Source organism: Deltaproteobacteria bacterium, assembly GCA_026388545.1.
Lineage (GTDB): Bacteria > Desulfobacterota > Syntrophia > Syntrophales > UBA2185 > JAPLJS01.
Map to the genome: position 1 here is coordinate 1 of JAPLJS010000112.1, position 16,395 is coordinate 16,395.

The following is a 16,395-nucleotide window of genomic DNA, read 5'->3' on the forward strand; positions in this document are numbered from 1 at the left end:
GGCGCGACATAAGGCAGCTAAAGCGCGTGAACAAATGTACTTCCTTCTGTTTCTCGGAGCCATCGTGGCTATTCTTTACATGTTCCTCATCGGCCGATGGATTCTCCGTCCGATCAAAAGCCTGACGCAGTCTGTCGATGAGATCAAGCAGGGAAATCTTGATCTTATGGTAAAGAGCGATACCCGCGACGAGATAGGACACCTTTCAGAGGCATTCAACGAAATGACGGCAAGCCTCAGGGAAATCCGACGCAGTGAAGAGCTGAAGCTGGTCCGTATGCAGCACTCCACACAGGAAACATTTAATAATCTCCCTGATGTAGCGGCAATCGTCGACCTGGAAGGCAGGGTGGATGTGTCAACGGAAACGGCCAGAAACATTTTCGGGCTCAACCGTCATGTCCAGATCCAGATTCTCCCCTACAAATGGATGGCCGATCTCTTCAGAGAAGCCCTCAAAGGCGATCAAACGTTGATGAACCAGGATAATGTCTCCCTGATACAGCAGTTTATCAATGGAGAAGAACACTACTTCCGGCCCACGGCCGCACCCATCCTGAACAACCGCAGGGAAGTAACCGGTGTGATCCTTATTTTGAAGGACGTGACGGAGCAACTGGAGCACGACGAGCTGAAAAGGGGCGTCATCTCAACCGTCTCCCATCAGTTGAAGACGCCGCTTACGTCCATTCGTATGGTTCTCCACCTCCTTCTCGAGGAAAAATTGGGACCCCTTACCCCAAAACAGGCGGAGCTCCTGATTGCCGCCCGGGAAGACAGCGACCGCCTGCACAGGATCCTCGAGAACCTGCTGGACATGAGCCGCATCGTATCCGGAAAGGTGGCCATGGAATTACGCACCGCCCAATCTCACCAGATGGCGCTCGAAATAGTCGAATCCTACCGGGCAGCTGCCCGTCAACGCGGGGTGGAACTGAAGACGGAGCTGCCGGGTGATCTGCCTGATGTATGGGCAGATACGGTACAGATCGGTCATGTGTTCGCCAATCTGCTGTTCAATGCCCTGAAGTACACCGATTCGGGCGGCACAATTACCGTGTCCGCGCAGATTGATGAAGAGCAGGTTCGCTTCTCCGTCTCGGATACCGGGAAGGGGATACCGGAGCAGTATCTTCCGCGGGTCTTCGATCGATTCTTTCGCATCCCCGGGCAGGAAGAGGAATCAGGCATAGGACTGGGGCTTTCTATCGTCAAGAATATTGTCGAGGCCCATGGGGGAGCGGTAAGCGTGGAAAGCCGCATAGATGAGGGAAGCACGTTTACTTTCACGGTTCCGAGGGCCGATAAAATTGCAAAGGATACCATTACATGATTGATCTCACATACGTTTTAACAACCTTAACTTTCTTCGCGATTTGTATTTTTTATGCCTGGTTCTGCGGGAGGCTTTAGAACATGACGGAACTAATCGTTCTTATGATCGGGGTATTCCTGATCATCTATCTCTTTTTTGTGGTCCTGCGTCCCGAAAAGTTTTAACCGTGCCTTCCCTTCCCTCCCCTGGTGGGAGGGATAAATGGATGGGGTATAAGGTAGATTTTATTATGAATATATACGGCTGGCTCCAATTAACCGTTTTCATCGTCATCCTTCTCTTACTGACGAAGCCAGTGGGAGTATATCTCACGCAGGTTTTGGACCCTGAGGGAAAGACCTTTCTCGACCCGGTGCTTTGCCCTGTGGAAAGGCTGTTTTATCGGCTCTTCGGACTTGACCCGAAAAAGGAGCAGGCCTGGCAGGAGTATGCCCTGTCCCTTCTTGCCTTCAGTCTGGTGAGTCTTTTATTGACTTACATTATCCTCCGCGTTCAGCACCTCCTGCCTTTGAACCCCCAGGGGTTCGGACCGGTAAGCGAGCACTTAGCCTTCAATACAGCGGCAAGTTTCACAACCAATACCAACTGGCAGAGCTACGGGGGAGAAGCCACCCTCTCTTATTTTTCGCAGATGGTCGGCCTTGTTTTTCATAACTTTACCTCTGCAGCCGTCGGAATTGCCGCGGCTGCCGTTCTCGTAAGAGGTATTTCCAGATACACTACCCGTAAGATAGGCAATTTCTGGGTTGATCTTGTCCGCGTGAATCTTTATCTGCTATTGCCGATTTCCCTTGTCTATGCCCTTTTTCTCGTTTCCCAGGGAATGATCCAGAATTTCAAGCCTTACGATACAGCGCAACTTGTGGAAACTGCCGTCATTCAGGTTCCCAAGAAGGATGCCGCCGGTCAGGGAATGATGGATACTCAGGGAAAACCGGTTATGGGGGAGCAGAAAGTTGAAACACAAACAATAGCGCAGGGTCCCGCAGCATCCCAGGTGGCGATCAAAATGCTGGGGACGAACGGCGGGGGATTCTTCAATGCCAACGCTTCTCATCCATTTGAGAACCCTACACCCCTTTCCAACTTCGTGCAAATCCTCTCCATCTTCCTCATACCAAGCGGCCTGACGTATTATCTGGGCCGGATGGTAAAGAACCAGCGGCATGGCTGGACTGTGTGGGGGGTGATGCTTGTTCTCTTCCTCGCAGGAGTCCTGACGTGCTGGTGGTCAGAGGCGGCGGGAAACCCGAGGATGCATGCCCTGGGTATCGATAGCAACGGCGGGAACATGGAGGGGAAAGAGGTCCGCTTCGGGATATTCGCATCCGCTCTCTTCGCCGCTGTGACGACGGACGCCTCCTGCGGCGCCGTCAACGCCATGCACGACTCCTTTACACCCCTCGGCGGTTTGATCCCTCTCTTCAATATACAACTGTGCGAGGTCATCTTCGGCGGTGTAGGAGCGGGCCTGTACGGGATGTTGGTTTTCGTATTGCTCACGGTGTTTTTGGCAGGGCTGATGGTCGGGCGCACGCCCGAGTACCTGGGTAAAAAGATCGATGCCTATGATGTAAAGGTCACTGCGTTATTCGTTATGGTACCGGTATTCAGCATTCTAGGATTCACCGCCTGGGCAGCGGTGAGCGCCTGGGGTATAGCCGGTCTTAATAATACCGGTCCTCACGGTTTCAGCGAGATACTCTATGTCTTCTCATCGGCTGTCGGCAATAACGGGAGCGCCTTCGCCGGGCTCACAACCAATACCTACTGGTACGACACGACGATGGGCATCGCCATGCTTCTTGGCCGTTTTTTCATGATCGTCCCAGTGCTGGCACTTGCAGGCAGCCTGGCGCAAAAGAAGCAGATTGCCACAAGCGGGGGCAGTTTCCCCGTTTCCGGGGTAATGTTCGCTTTTCTTCTGCTCGGCACCGTTCTCATCGTTGGCGCCCTGACGTTTCTCCCGGTACTGGCGCTTGGTCCCATTGTCGAACATCTTCTGATGACCGGATCACAGATTCTTTATTAAGGAGCTATGGTAATGGTTGCCAAGACGCATTCTCTCTTTGATCGGGAAATTATATCGCAGTCACTGATCGAGGCTGCAAAGAAAATGAACCCCATACACATGGTCAAAAATCCCGTCATGTTCGTTACCGAGGTGGGGGCGCTCATTGTAACCGCCGGACTTTTTTTCCGACCGGAGGATGAAAATATAGGATTCAGCGTGCAGATCGCCCTGTGGCTCTGGTTTACTGTATACTTCGCTAATTTCGCGGAGGCTATGGCGGAGGGCCGCGGGAGGGCGCAGGCAAACGCGCTCCGGAAGACGCGGACAGGGACAACAGCCAACCGGATCAGTACCGATGGTTCTGTGGAAAAGGTTCCCGCGGAGCAGTTGCGGAAGGGTGACCTGTTCCTCGTTTCCTCGGCTGAGGTAATCCCTGCCGACGGCGAGATCATCGAGGGGGTCGCCACGGTCGATGAATCCGCCATCACTGGAGAGTCGGCTCCTGTGATCCGTGAAGCAGGCGGGGATCGGAGCTCTGTCACGGGAGGTACAAGGGTGCTTTCGGACTGGATCAAGGTCCGCGTGACGGCAAACCCCGGTGAGAGTTTTCTGGACCGGATGATCAGCCTCGTGGAAGGCGCCAGGCGCCAGAAGACCCCGAACGAGATCGCCCTCACGATTCTTCTTGCGGCCCTGACCATCATCTTCCTTGTAGTTGTCATAACACTGAAGTTCTACGGGCTCTATGCGGAGATATCCTTTTCCGTCACCGTCCTGGTAGCGCTTCTGGTCTGCCTGATCCCGACCACCATCGGCGGCCTTTTGAGCGCCATCGGCATCGCGGGGATCGACCGCATGGTGCAGAGAAATGTTCTGGCCATGAGCGGCCGGGCCGTTGAGGCGGCAGGCGATGTGGATGTGCTCCTCCTCGATAAAACGGGCACCATCACACTGGGAGACCGCCAGGCCACGGAATTTTTGCCCGCCCCGGGCATTACCGTGGAGGAACTGGCCGACGCGGCGCAATTAGCTTCGCTTGCCGACGAGACGCCCGAGGGGAGAAGCATTGTCGTCTTGGCAAAAAAATTCGGTCTGAGAGGCCGTTCGATTTCGGATATGCCGCAAGCCAAATTCATTAATTTCACGGCGCATACGCGGATGAGCGGCGTCGATTTAGACGGCCGTCGTATCCGGAAGGGGGCGACCGATGTCATACAGTCATTTGTCGGCGGGCATTTCCCCGTGGAGGTCCACAATACTATCGTCCTGATTTCCCAGTCGGGCGGAACGCCGCTCGTCGTTGCAAGCGATGCGCAGGTTCTGGGCGTTATCCATCTGAAGGACATCGTAAAAGGAGGGCTCAGGGACCGGTTTGAACGGTTCCGGGCAATGGGGATCAAGACCGTGATGATCACCGGTGACAACAAGCTCACCGCTGCCTCCATCGCCCGGGAGGCGGGGGTGGACGACTTCATCGCCGAAGCCCGGCCTGAAGACAAGCTGGTATTGATCCGGAAGGAGCAGGCAAAGGGACACCTTGTGGCCATGACCGGCGACGGTACGAATGACGCGCCCGCGCTGGCACAGGCCGATGTGGGTGTGGCCATGAATACGGGCACGCAGGCGGCCAAGGAAGCGGGAAATATGGTGGACCTTGATTCCAACCCGACAAAGCTCATAGAAATTGTGGAGATCGGGAAACAGATGCTTATTACGCGGGGAGCGCTGACGACCTTCAGCATCGCCAATGACGTGGCGAAATATTTCGCCATTATACCGGCCCTGCTCGTCGGTTTGTTCCCGGTCATCGAGCCTCTCAATATCATGAGACTTGCGTCACCGGCGAGCGCAATTCTGAGCGCCGTCATCTTTAACGCTCTGATCATCATTACCCTCATTCCGCTCGCTCTCCGGGGCGTGAAATTCCGGCCGGTCGGCGCCGCGGTCCTCCTGAAGCGCAATATCCTGATATACGGACTGGGCGGCCTTGTGGCGCCTTTTCCCGGGATAAAAATAATAGATATCATTGTAAACGCCTTGCATCTCACGTGAAAGGGGAACTCTCGACCATGAAAAATCTGCTGACAGAACTTCGGATCTCCCTCATCGCGACGTTATCCATGGCGGTACTTTTATGCGGTTTTTACCCGGCGCTGGTCTGGGTAATGGCGCAGGGAATTTTCCACGACGAGGCCAACGGTTCTCTTATCATCAGAAATGGCAAAATTGTGGGATCGAGCCTCCTTGCGCAGGGATTTACCGCTGCAAGATACTTTCATCCCCGTCCCTCAGCGGCGGGTTCCGGATACGATGCCTCCAATTCCGGAGGCAGCAACTTCGGCCCCCTTTCCAGAAAGCTGATGGACGGCATCGGACAGCGTGTCTCTGAATATCACACCAGGAACGGGCTATCACCCGACACCAGGGTGCCGGTGGACGCGGTAACGGCATCGGGAAGCGGCCTTGATCCGCATATAAGTATGGGAAACGCCCTGCTGCAGGCGCCCCGTATCGCACGAGCACGAGGGTTGAGAGAAGAAACTGTACAAAAGAATATCGCGGCGCACATGGAAGGGCGTACGCTGGGAATCTTCGGTGAACCGCGGGTAAATGTGCTCCTTTTGAACCTGGATATGGATGAGGGGAAGTAAGATATGCCTGATGAAAATCGCGCAGATGCTTTCCTACGAATGATTCGCCGCTCCCGGCGCGGCCACCTGAAGGTATACCTCGGGTATGCCGCCGGCGTGGGGAAAACCTACCGTATGCTCCAGGAAGCGCACCAGCTTAGGGACGAAGGAATCGACGTGGTCGTGGGACTCGTGGAGACCCACGACCGGGCCGATGTCGCTAAACTCCTGGAGGGGCTCGAAATTATCCCCCGGCGCAAGCAGGAATACCGCAGTATTATTGTGGAAGAGATGGATGTCGACGCCATACTGACCCGCAGGCCCCAGATCGCCCTTGTCGATGAGCTGGCGCACACAAACGTGCCGGGCAGCAAGAACACGAAGAGGTACCAGGATGTCCAGGATATCCTGGCCCAGGGGATTCACGTCATCACTACCCTGAATATACAGCATCTCGAGAGCCTCTATAATGTTGTCGAAAGGGCCTCAGGGGTAAGGGTCCATGAACGCCTCCCCGATGCAGTTCTTGCCGAAGCGGACCAGATCGTAAACGTCGATTTGACTACGGAGGACCTCAATGAGCGCTTGAGAGAAGGGAAAATATATCCCCTGGACCGCATCGAAACAGCCCTCACAAACTTTTTCAGAAAATCAAATCTGGAGCAGCTCCGGGAGCTTACCCTGCGCGAACTGGCTTCACAGATCGACCTGCGATACCGTGATGACCTGGAGGAAGAGATTGCGTCAACGCCCGATCAGGTAATGGTGTGTCTCAGCTCTAAGGGCCCCAACAGTGAAAAACTCCTCCGTTACGCGTCAAGGCTTGCGGGCAGGCTGAACAGAAACTGGTACGCCATCTATGTCCAGACCCCGTCGGAGGCGCCCACGGCCATCGATGCGCAGACACAGCGGATTCTTTCGGGAACGCTCACGCTGGCCAAGCAGTTAGGCGCCATCGTCTTCACCTTTAAAGGAGAAGACATCGTGAAAACTATCTTGCAGTTTGCCAGGGAATACCGGGTCGGTCATATTGTCATCGGCAGCCCGGGTAAAATCCCTTTCTGGAAAAGATTGCGCGGCGAACGCAGCGTTGCCGAAAGTCTGATCCGCAACGCACGGGGTGGTACCGTCACCGTCCTGGACACACTGGAATCCAAGGCAGCCGCTCCCCTCCCGGTGGATGCGAAGATCATCCAGGAGGAGATTGTCCCTTCATCGCCTCCCCCGGAAACCGGCCGTCCAGGCTTAAGTCAATTCCTATCACCGCAAAGCATCGTGATCTGGGATACCCCTGTTACAAAAGATGATGTGCTCCAGAGGCTCACGGAGGCGGCATGGTGTGAAAGCACGATAGAACAGCGATTACAGGGACTCACTCTCGTCAGGGAAAGAGAAGAACAAGGCTCAACCTTCTTCAACGAAGGGGTTGCCTTTCCCCATGCCAGAATCGAAGGACTTAAAAGCTCATGTGTCGCCATTGGAATCCCGCGCCGCGGCGTGTCTGATGTGACGACCGAGAAACCCATCGAGTGCGTATTCTTGATTTTCTCACCCGCGGATATTCCCGATGAACAGATTCAGATACTGGGCCTTGCCAGCAAGGTCGCCCTGGACAGACAGCTCATGGAAAATCTGTTGTCAGCATCAACCCCTGATAAAGCCTACGCAGCCATCCGGAACTGGGAAAACCGCCGGTAAAATGCAGTATAAAAATACCATGCACTCCACTAATAAGGCTTTTAAGAGATATTTTAGGATTGAAGGGGATGATTTAAAATCGATCTATAGAAAAACGATTGCACCAGAAAAATGAGCAGACTGAAGAAAATAACATATTGAAATTTAATGACTGAAAATATATGGACACTTCCCGTATTTATGCCAAGCAAACCGAAAGAGATTTATTATGGAAAGTGTCCCTGATTTAACCCTGCTTGGAAAAGCGAAAAAGTTCTCAGATTCCAATAAAAGCACCGAATTCCTTCAGAAAACGCTTTATATCCCCAAGTCTGGTCTGGATGATCCGATACAGTTCTTTATCGTCAATGTCCCAGTAGATGTGTACCAGTCTGTTCCTGAATCTTGCCATCTGGATCAGAGCCGTCGTAAATTCTTTATCAAAGGCGCCCTGTTCAGCCATTACCCTGAATGTATCGGCATAATCCTCAGGTGTCCGGAATCTGTTTTTTGCAATAATGTGATTGCAAAGATCAACGGCCCCTTCTATGACAACGATCAGATTATACTTTGCGCTTCCTGTTTTATGGTGATCAGCGATAAATGTTTCCTCGGAAAGCTTCTGTAAATCCTCCAGCCTGCCGAGGGCAATAAGGATCTCAGATGTTATCTTCCTTACCTTGTCCTCATTAAACTCCACGACCCAGCGCCTCCTTCAGATACAGTTTTCGATAAGGGGCAAAATCAAAATAATGGCTGAAAGTCGATTCTTCAAAATCACTTCTGGCATCATCATCAAAGACGACAAGAGGTTTCCCGTGCTTGATAATATTATATCGGAAAGACAGGGGGGCGTCGTTCAATATCCTGACATCTACAGGATAGTTATTAATAACATTGGCAAGTTCTGTCTCAAGGTCAAGCTCCATTTGTAATGGGGATAAGGGTGCTGCTTTCAGATAAACAGCCACATCAATGTCCCTGAATTTCTCGTCCGTGATGAAAGAACCATGCACATACGCAAACACCAAATCGGGAAGCTTTTCCAAAAAGCTCCTGATATGGGTAATAATTTCTTCTTTAGTCTGCGTTGAAATTTGAAAATATATGCTTTTCATATATGTCTAACCTTGAATCTCTTTCTGCCACTTTTTCTGCTTCCCATAATTGGTGAACAATATACAATAATTACACGGACAGTCAAGTTATAAATCATAATTCCATGAATCTGCCGCACCAATGAGAACAACAATGACGTGTTTTCTTGCAGGGCACAGTTTTTCCCTCGATCTTCATTAATTTCTCATTTATCCTCTTTTACATGAAACACCCCTCACGATGCTTCTGCCCAGGGGAATAATCTCAAGGGAAATGATCCGCATATTCTCATCTGGATGTCTATTAATGATAGTGACCACGACCTTGAGTCTGTACGATAAGAGACCTTTGAAAAAAACCCCCTATGTCGTTGAGAACGAAATGAACCATTGTATATACTCACTATTAGTGTGTCTCCGAAGTCTATAGCCCGAATCCGACCCGAAGCATTAAATCATTTTCCCTAAATTAAGTCATCATAAATTGTCTTGCTTATTATACCATATGTGGTATAAATGTATTCATGGATACGAAGCCGTTACTCTGGATAGGTAGCAGCAGAGAGGATCTCAAAAAGTTTCCAGGAGCGTTTAATGATGTTGCCGGTTTTGCCTTATATAAGGCCCAAATGGGTGGTAAACATGCGGCAGCAAAGCCATTAAAAGGGTTTCATTCTGCATGCTTTCCAGAAAAAGGCAAAGACTGGGATTGAAACACTGAAACAGGAGATTGATTTGATAAATAGTAGACTGAAGACAGCGTCAGAATACCATGAATTACGATTCAAAAATGAGGTATACCATGAAGGATAAAGTAACGATGAGTAGTGGGAATGTATTCGCAGATATCGGGCTTCCAGATGCGGAAGAACGCCTGGCAAAAGCACAGCTTGCCCACAAAATCGCTGATATAATTAAGATACGCCATATTAGTCAGGCAGAGGCTGCAAGAATCCTTGGTACAGAACAGCCTAAAATTTCGGCTATCATGAATGGCAAGCTGTCGGGTTTTTCCCTGGAACGTCTCATTTATTTTCTTAATGTCCTTGGCAGTGACGTGCAAATAATTGTTAAACCAAAACCGCCACGTCGTAAATCTGCTGCCCTGGAAGTTGTTTTCGCGTGACCATAGATATGGGAAATCCTTTTGGATGATCAAGGGAACTCTCTGTTTTCACCTTGACAAAACTTATCATAGATGTCCCCAGAATATAAGGAGTTTATTATGGCTTTGCTGAAGGAAGGTGCAATCCCTATTGGCCGGATGATGTATATTCCCAAGGAGGAAGGTGTGACGAAGGACAGTCTGGAGATTGAATCCAATGGCCAGTATACTATCATTGAGAGGCCTGACCGTTTCGAAATAAAGAACGCCGAATGCTGCAGAAGCATCCTCGTTAAGGTAAAGACTCGAGAATAATAAGGAGATGCGAAGCTTAAGCAATCTCGTCTTGAAAATATTAACTGCGTACCTGGATGGGCAAAAGAAGAAACCCAAGAAATGACCCCTATTTTCAGAAAGGAGGTAGCAATTTATGGTTTCGGTGGATCTCTTAAAGCAGTATACTTTTTTCAAAGGGTTCAGGGCTGAACAGATCAAGAAGCTGGCGGATATAGCCACTCAAGAATCTTATAAGGCCGATTTTCTGTTATGGAAAAAGGGGGATCCGGCAAAATACCTCTACTTCTTGGAAGGGGGAAAGGTTCTTCTGTTCCTGGATGCTTACATGGGCACTACCAGACCACCCGTGTTTGTTTCCGTAGACCTCATCACAAAAGGAGACGTCATGGGATGGTCATCTGTCATTGAACCTTACGTGTACACCTTAGGAGCCCGATGTATTGATGATTCGAAAGCCATCGTCTTCGATGGAGCTAAGCTCAGGAAGCTACTCGATAAAGACAGTAAGCTAGCGTATAAATTCATGCATGCCACGGCAAAAGTAATAGCCACCCGTTTGAACAATACCGAGATTATTCTGGTCGGTGAGCGAGGACTGTCTATTCTTGACGAATAAGGAATCGACACCAGAAGAATGGAACCCGAGAAATAACCCTTCACTGAGGGCTATCATGGACTGATTATTCAAACCCTGTTTCTCAAAAATAAACGGATTGTGAGCAACGATGCACAGCACGAACAAGGCATTCGAGAGATACTTTAACATGGAATCGGATGATCTAAGAAACATATATGAAGACACAGGAAAAGTAATAAAATTTGACCGTGAATTGAAATTGAACAAGAATACAGACAATTGAAATATAATTAGATGAGTCTTCGATCCGACCTAATTTGATGAGGGGGCAAATGTTATGAATATTGAAGTATTGAAATATCGTCAGAAGGATAAAGATATATTTATTTTTTCGGCTGAACCGAACTATATCAAAAAATTAGTTAAGATCAGTGATATTTCTGCCGGTGATGATAATTTCCAGCGCCCATTTGATCCTAAGAGAATTATCGAAATTAGGAACTATGTGTCAGGGAAAGATAAGCTTTATAAGAAGGGGAAAGAGATTTATGCAAAAGGGTATATACCTAATGCAATCGTTCTGAATTTGAGTTCTCGGTACAAACTGACAGAAAGTGACAAAAAGTTCTATTTAAATTTTCCTGATACAGAAAGTGTAAGTAAATTTAAAGAATCAATTGAGATAATTGACGGACAGCATAGGCTGTTGGCATTCAATGAGGAATGTGTACATGATTTAGAAAAACAACCATATTTGATGTGTTTCGTAGCCTTTATAAATTTGTCGAGTGATGAAAAGAAAGAGATATTTATGGTTTTGAATGAACGTCAGAAAACCGTAGATAAGAACATCTTATTACGACACAAAAAATTGCTGAATTTACTTTTGGATGAAGAGGAAACTAGATATGAAGTAATTGCGAAACTTAATGATGAAAATGATTCACCATTTTATAATAGAGTAATCATGGCTGGGGAAAAGAAAAAGAATGCATTTAAGGCTAGTTCAATAGACGAAATACTAAGTTCGTCAAAAGCACTTGACAAATTAATTGATTCGAAAAATCAGATCAGTGTAAAACATTACAAAGTATTTAAGAACTATTTAAATGCGTGGCAACAAAATTTCAAAGGTGCTTGGGCTGATAGTAAAAATACTTTATCAAAGGTTTCAGGCGTCAGATTTATGTTTTATTTATTTCCATCGTTTTATGAAGTGCTTAAAATGAGGGATGGTGGCAAAGACTTTCAGGTATCAGCTTTTTCTGCTATAGTACAGGAACTAAAAAATAATCACTTTAATGATTCATTTGACTTGAAGAAAGCTGGCAAATTTCAGTTTTTTCAAGATAAGACCAGTATTGGTAAATTAGCAAATACGTTGGGGAAAGAGCTTGTTGAACAATATCAAGATCGAGGAGATGATATTCTAGTTTGATTTAGGTGCTGGTATGGTTAAGTTGGGTAATCTGACAATTTCAAAAATTGATAAAGTAACTTTTGGCTACGAGAAATTAATTCTAGATAGGCTGAAATTATTTGATTTTGCTAAGTCAGCGATCGGGGAGTATTGTCTAAGTAAGGCAGATCAACTGAAAGGTTATGATTTTCAGAATTTTAAGGGAAGATTTCAGACTATTAAATTTAGGGCTGACAGAGAAATCAAAAGCATTAAATATGATCAAATGGTTAATATTGGAAATGGTTTTATTGAGTCCGAATTATCTGATGCGATTTTTGTTTTAAATATCGCAAATTTTGAACAATGGATTTTAGAAATATTGAAAATTATGATTATGCAGAATCCTGATATGTTTGAAGGAGACAAAAAGATCGATTTATCTATGATCCGAGAATCTGTTGACTTAGACAATTTATGGGAAAGAATAGTTGAGCGATATTTGATTGGTCTTCCTTATGACGGAATGAAAAAAATGATAGAAAGGGTTGTCAAAATTTTCGAAATAAATAAATCAGTTATCACAACTGACCACATAGGTAAAATTAATGAATATAGCCAATGCCGTAACTTGATTGTCCATAATCATAAAATTGTTAATGAGGCTTATGTTAGGAAATCAGGTAAGTTTGCAAGATACAAACAGGGTGACAGTATCAGTATCAACGAAAAGATACTATTTGACGAGGGAGATGCATTATTAAGATTTATGCAGGATATTAGAAATTATCTTGGAAAAAAAGTAAAAAAGAATCCTTAGATATGCTGGACGGTCATATTCTATTGGTAATCGACATACTTTTTAAAAGGATTTATTGTAAAATATTTGACCCTATTCTGACCCTGAAAAAAAGAACCTGCCAAAAAATAAAACATTGTTATAACTAAAGAAATTGGTGGAGGCGGCGGGAATCGAACCCGCGTCCGAAAATATTCCACTGTAGCTTCTACATACATAGCCTCTGTTTTAATTTCACTCTCGAAATCTCCCGGAGGCAGGATTCATCAAGAGCTATCCCTACTGGATTTTCGCCCTTCTCGCTTCGGGAAAGTGAGATCAGCTATCCTGCCTTTATGACGCCCTGTGCTGATTCGGCAGGCGGAATCAGAAGGACGTAGCCGTCTATGCGGCTAAAGCGTAATCGTAATTGCTTGCGCTTATATGTTTCCTACCTGTTTAACGAGGCCTGGTAGGAACCTCGGTATGCCACCACAGCTTCCACATCCCCGTCGAAACCTTTACGCCCCCATTATGGAGTGGATAGAAAACTGTTATGAGATAATATAATGCGGGACATCTTTCTAGTCAAGTTAATTCAGTCAGTCCGTGAACTGTCTTATCCTTTTCCACGCAGTCCCCGATCGATTTCCCTCCTATCCTCTTTGTTCTTGAGGCTTTCCCGTTTATCGTACAGCCTCTTCCCCCGTCCAACACCGATCTCTATTTTTATCTTTCCGTTCTTGAAGTATACTTTTAGAGGAATGAGAGCAAGTCCCTTTTCTCTAGACCTTCCGTATAGCCGCTTGATCTCCCCCTTATTAAGGAGAAGTTTCCTAACCCTCAGCGGATCATGGTTTGAACGGTTGCCGAAAGAGTAAGGACTGATGTGCATTTCATGGATAAATACCTCCCCGTCCTTTACCATGGCATAACTGTCCTTAAGATTTGCCTTCCCCTCCCGGAGCGCCTTCACTTCCGTACCCACAAGGACGATCCCTGCCTCATAGGTATCGTCTATGAAGTAGTTCAACCGCGCGGTTTTATTCTGGGCGATTATTTTTTCTGCTGACTGTTTTTTAACCATGTTTCCTCAACGAAGACTTTAAAAATACCGTCCTTGGCAATGATGACAGGCGAGATGCCCGTCCTGCGTGGAAAATATGAAATATGCCGGCGGACCGGCATCATTGATAATCCGGACATTTCCCATCTTTACTTAATGTCTCTCAGGACTGTCGGCAGATAATCCACCTTCACGTGTCTTAATGCCTTGTAAATATTCTCACGGATGCCTCTGTTTTCCCGTTCGAGTTCTTTTAAAAGTTTCTTGATATACACCCTCTTGGATGTTTTGCTCGTGGGACATCGATTTTCGATAACGGGAATATTTTGTTCTCTCCCGTATCTCTTCACCAGGTCCTCTCCGATAAACGCAAGAGGACGGATGATATGAAGACTCCCCTGGAAAATCGACTGCATGGGCATCATGGTACTGATCTCTCTCCCATAAAAGAGATTGATGAGAAGCGTCTCGATAATATCATCCTTATGGTGAGCAAGGGCAATTTTGTTACAGCCGGCCTCATCGGCTATCTGGAATATCCGCTTCCTTCGGAGTCTTGAACACATAAAACATGGATTCTTCCAATTATAATCACTGTGGGAGAGAGAACCGATATCCGTCTTTTCCATGGCATAGGAATAGTTTTTTTCCTTAAAATACGCTTCCAGGATGCCGTAATCACGATAATCCGGATCAAAACCCATATCGATGTTCACTGCCAGAAGTGTAAACGGGGGAACATATACCATTGGAGCATTGAGAAGGTCGAGGAGCGCAAGGCTGTCAATCCCGCCGGACACGCCGACCAGGACCTTGTCACCCTCTTCTATCATGCTGTAATCCATAATTGCCTTTTCCATCCATTTTTTCAGATGATGAAAAAGTTTTCTTTTCTTATCCGCTACCACATCCACACTATTCCCTGCTGCCTTTTTTGTAATCTTACACGAGGTTCAGTATTATATCAAGATTCTTCAAGCGCTTATCGCATTTTGAACGAAATGTCGAAGTGGCTGACTTTTGATAATGACCTTGTATTTTGAATCGGATTGGTATACATAAACGGTTACAAAAAATCCCGATATGAAGGAGGCCATATGACTGAGATCATCAATGTTTATGCAAGGGAAATACTGGATTCAAGAGGTAATCCGACAGTTGAAGCTGAAGTAACACTTATTTCTGGTATCACCGGCCGTGCGTCTGTTCCATCGGGTGCATCAACGGGAGAACATGAAATGCTTGAGCTTCGTGATGGCGATAAAAAGCGGTATTTGGGTAAAGGTGTGGAAAAGGCCGTCAACAATGTTATCAACAAAATCGGACCTGAAATCATAGGGATCGACAGTCTGAACCAAAGAGATATCGATTACACAATGATCTCGCTGGATGGTACAGAGAATAAAGGCGCCCTCGGCGCCAATGCCATTTTGAGCGTATCGCTGGCCTGTGCCAAGGCTGCGGCACAGTCTTTAGAACTCCCTCTTTACCGGTATATCGGCGGAGTTGCCGCAAAGGATATCCCCGTTCCCATGATGAATATCATAAATGGCGGTCAGCATGCCGACAACAACGTTGATATTCAGGAATTCATGATCATGCCTGTCGGTGCAAAGAACTTCAAGGAAGGATTGCGTATGTCCGCGGAAGTCTTTCACACCTTAAAATCCGTATTAAAAAGCAAGGGGTATAACACTTCCGTCGGGGACGAAGGCGGCTTTGCACCCAATCTCAAATCCAATGAAGAGGCATTGGTCGTAATCATGGAGGCAATAGAAAAAGCCTCATATAAACCGGGAAAGGACATTTATATCGCCATTGATTCTGCGGCAAGCTCCTTTTTCGCAGACGGGAAATACGTACTCGCAGCCGAAAAGAAACCCAACAAGACAGCCGCGGAAATGGTCAAATTCTATCAGGACCTGGTTAAAAAATATCCCATCATATCCATTGAAGACGGTCTGGCAGAAGACGACTGGGAAGGATGGAAGATCCTTACCGACACGCTGGGCAACAAGGTCCAGATTGTGGGGGATGACATCTTTGTGACGAACAAGAAAAGGTTGGAAAAAGGCATTTCTCTCGGCGTCGGCAATTCCATCCTGATCAAGCTTAACCAGATCGGAACTCTTACTGAGACCCTGGAAACAATTCAGAAGGCAAAGGAAGCCGGATACACGACTGTTATTTCCCACAGGTCCGGTGAAACGGAAGACAGTTACATGGCCGATATCGCTGTTGCGGCGAACTGCGGACAGATTAAAAGCGGATCTTTATCAAGAAGCGAACGGCTGGCAAAATACAATCAACTTCTGAGGATAGAGGAGCAACTCGGTGAGTATGCAGTCTATCCCGGGAAATCGGCCTTCTACAGTATTAGAAAAAAGTCCGCATCTAAATAGCGCTTTTTTCGGAAATA

At 47.2% G+C, this 16,395-nt stretch carries 15 protein-coding genes, 1 other RNA gene and 1 pseudogene; 12 read left to right on the top strand and 5 right to left on the bottom strand.

The features are described 5' to 3' along the window. The 5 genes from NTW12_13600 to NTW12_13620 form a co-directional block, all read left to right on the top strand. On the top strand, positions 1–1,333 hold a 1,333-nt coding region (locus tag NTW12_13600), incomplete at its 5' end, for an ATP-binding protein (GenBank protein ID MCX5847372.1). A 232-nt stretch (positions 1,334–1,565) separates the two neighbouring features. Beyond that, entirely contained in the window at positions 1,566–3,368 is a 1,803-nt protein-coding gene (kdpA, locus tag NTW12_13605) for a potassium-transporting ATPase subunit KdpA (protein MCX5847373.1), read from the top strand. A gap of 12 nt (positions 3,369–3,380) precedes the next feature. Continuing rightward, a complete protein-coding gene (gene kdpB / locus NTW12_13610; protein MCX5847374.1) occupies positions 3,381–5,402 on the top strand; it encodes a potassium-transporting ATPase subunit KdpB in 2,022 nt (673 codons plus the stop codon). A gap of 17 nt (positions 5,403–5,419) precedes the next feature. Continuing rightward, on the top strand, positions 5,420–6,001 hold the full coding sequence (gene kdpC, locus NTW12_13615; protein ID MCX5847375.1) for a K(+)-transporting ATPase subunit C: 582 nt from the start codon (positions 5,420–5,422) through the stop codon (positions 5,999–6,001). Between the two features lie 3 nt (positions 6,002–6,004). Next, positions 6,005–7,678 carry a PTS sugar transporter subunit IIA gene (locus NTW12_13620; protein ID MCX5847376.1) on the top strand — a complete coding sequence of 558 codons (1,674 nt, stop codon included), beginning with the start codon at positions 6,005–6,007 and terminating at the stop codon, positions 7,676–7,678. Between the two features lie 256 nt (positions 7,679–7,934). On the opposite strand, the gene NTW12_13625 is transcribed toward NTW12_13620, so the two are convergent. After that, complete coding sequence (locus NTW12_13625; protein ID MCX5847377.1) at positions 7,935–8,357, bottom strand: DUF86 domain-containing protein; 423 nt, start codon at positions 8,355–8,357, stop codon at positions 7,935–7,937. Then, a complete protein-coding gene (locus NTW12_13630; protein ID MCX5847378.1) occupies positions 8,347–8,775 on the bottom strand; it encodes a nucleotidyltransferase domain-containing protein in 429 nt (142 codons plus the stop codon). The genes NTW12_13625 and NTW12_13630 overlap by 11 nt, the downstream gene beginning before the upstream one ends. 503 nt (positions 8,776–9,278) lie before the next feature. On the opposite strand from NTW12_13630, the pseudogene NTW12_13635 reads away from it, so the two are divergent. The 6 genes and pseudogenes from NTW12_13635 to NTW12_13660 all read left to right on the top strand — a co-directional run bounded on the left by NTW12_13635 (position 9,279) and on the right by NTW12_13660 (position 12,952). Then, a pseudogene (locus tag NTW12_13635) lies at positions 9,279–9,567 on the top strand (addiction module toxin RelE). Then, on the top strand, positions 9,557–9,880 hold the full coding sequence (locus tag NTW12_13640) for a helix-turn-helix transcriptional regulator (protein MCX5847379.1): 324 nt from the start codon (positions 9,557–9,559) through the stop codon (positions 9,878–9,880). The pseudogene NTW12_13635 and the gene NTW12_13640 overlap by 11 nt, the downstream one beginning before the upstream one ends. A 99-nt stretch (positions 9,881–9,979) precedes the next feature. Beyond that, positions 9,980–10,174 (top strand): hypothetical protein, encoded by a 195-nt coding sequence (locus NTW12_13645; GenBank protein ID MCX5847380.1) that lies wholly within the window; start codon positions 9,980–9,982, stop codon positions 10,172–10,174. Between the two features lie 115 nt (positions 10,175–10,289). Further along, on the top strand, positions 10,290–10,772 hold the full coding sequence (locus NTW12_13650) for a cyclic nucleotide-binding domain-containing protein (GenBank protein MCX5847381.1): 483 nt from the start codon (positions 10,290–10,292) through the stop codon (positions 10,770–10,772). A gap of 298 nt (positions 10,773–11,070) precedes the next feature. Beyond that, positions 11,071–12,171 (top strand): DGQHR domain-containing protein, encoded by a 1,101-nt coding sequence (locus NTW12_13655; protein ID MCX5847382.1) that lies wholly within the window; start codon positions 11,071–11,073, stop codon positions 12,169–12,171. Between the two features lie 13 nt (positions 12,172–12,184). Next, positions 12,185–12,952: a hypothetical protein gene (locus tag NTW12_13660; protein ID MCX5847383.1), complete on the top strand. Its 768-nt coding sequence runs from the start codon at positions 12,185–12,187 to the stop codon at positions 12,950–12,952. 134 nt (positions 12,953–13,086) lie between these two features. Here the strand turns inward: NTW12_13660 and ssrA are convergent. The 3 genes from ssrA to NTW12_13675 all read right to left on the bottom strand — a co-directional run bounded on the left by ssrA (position 13,087) and on the right by NTW12_13675 (position 14,890). Next, positions 13,087–13,441, bottom strand: a transfer-messenger RNA (tmRNA) gene (gene ssrA / locus NTW12_13665). An 88-nt stretch (positions 13,442–13,529) separates the two neighbouring features. After that, positions 13,530–13,997 carry an SsrA-binding protein SmpB gene (smpB, locus tag NTW12_13670; protein MCX5847384.1) on the bottom strand — a complete coding sequence of 156 codons (468 nt, stop codon included), beginning with the start codon at positions 13,995–13,997 and terminating at the stop codon, positions 13,530–13,532. Positions 13,998–14,125: 128 nt separating this feature from the next. Next, positions 14,126–14,890, bottom strand: coding sequence for a tRNA 2-thiocytidine(32) synthetase TtcA (locus tag NTW12_13675; GenBank protein ID MCX5847385.1), 765 nt, complete (start codon positions 14,888–14,890; stop codon positions 14,126–14,128). 183 nt (positions 14,891–15,073) lie between these two features. Between NTW12_13675 and eno the strand changes: the two genes are divergently transcribed. Further along, complete coding sequence (eno, locus tag NTW12_13680) at positions 15,074–16,378, top strand: phosphopyruvate hydratase (GenBank protein ID MCX5847386.1); 1,305 nt, start codon at positions 15,074–15,076, stop codon at positions 16,376–16,378. Positions 16,379–16,395 lie beyond the last annotated feature (17 nt).

Excerpts from the sequence above, each read along its gene's own strand:
- kdpA (MCX5847373.1), top strand. The coding sequence starts at position 1,566 with ATGAATATATACGGCTGGCTCCAATTAACCGTTTTCATCGTCATCCTT.
- kdpB (MCX5847374.1), top strand. The coding sequence starts at position 3,381 with ATGGTTGCCAAGACGCATTCTCTCTTTGATCGGGAAATTATATCGCAG.
- kdpC (MCX5847375.1), top strand. The coding sequence starts at position 5,420 with ATGAAAAATCTGCTGACAGAACTTCGGATCTCCCTCATCGCGACGTTA.
- NTW12_13620 (MCX5847376.1), top strand. The coding sequence starts at position 6,005 with ATGCCTGATGAAAATCGCGCAGATGCTTTCCTACGAATGATTCGCCGC.
- NTW12_13630 (MCX5847378.1), bottom strand. The coding sequence starts at position 8,775 with ATGAAAAGCATATATTTTCAAATTTCAACGCAGACTAAAGAAGAAATT.
- NTW12_13640 (MCX5847379.1), top strand. The coding sequence starts at position 9,557 with ATGAAGGATAAAGTAACGATGAGTAGTGGGAATGTATTCGCAGATATC.
- NTW12_13645 (MCX5847380.1), top strand. The coding sequence starts at position 9,980 with ATGGCTTTGCTGAAGGAAGGTGCAATCCCTATTGGCCGGATGATGTAT.
- NTW12_13650 (MCX5847381.1), top strand. The coding sequence starts at position 10,290 with ATGGTTTCGGTGGATCTCTTAAAGCAGTATACTTTTTTCAAAGGGTTC.
- NTW12_13655 (MCX5847382.1), top strand. The coding sequence starts at position 11,071 with ATGAATATTGAAGTATTGAAATATCGTCAGAAGGATAAAGATATATTT.
- NTW12_13660 (MCX5847383.1), top strand. The coding sequence starts at position 12,185 with ATGGTTAAGTTGGGTAATCTGACAATTTCAAAAATTGATAAAGTAACT.
- smpB (MCX5847384.1), bottom strand. The coding sequence starts at position 13,997 with ATGGTTAAAAAACAGTCAGCAGAAAAAATAATCGCCCAGAATAAAACC.
- eno (MCX5847386.1), top strand. The coding sequence starts at position 15,074 with ATGACTGAGATCATCAATGTTTATGCAAGGGAAATACTGGATTCAAGA.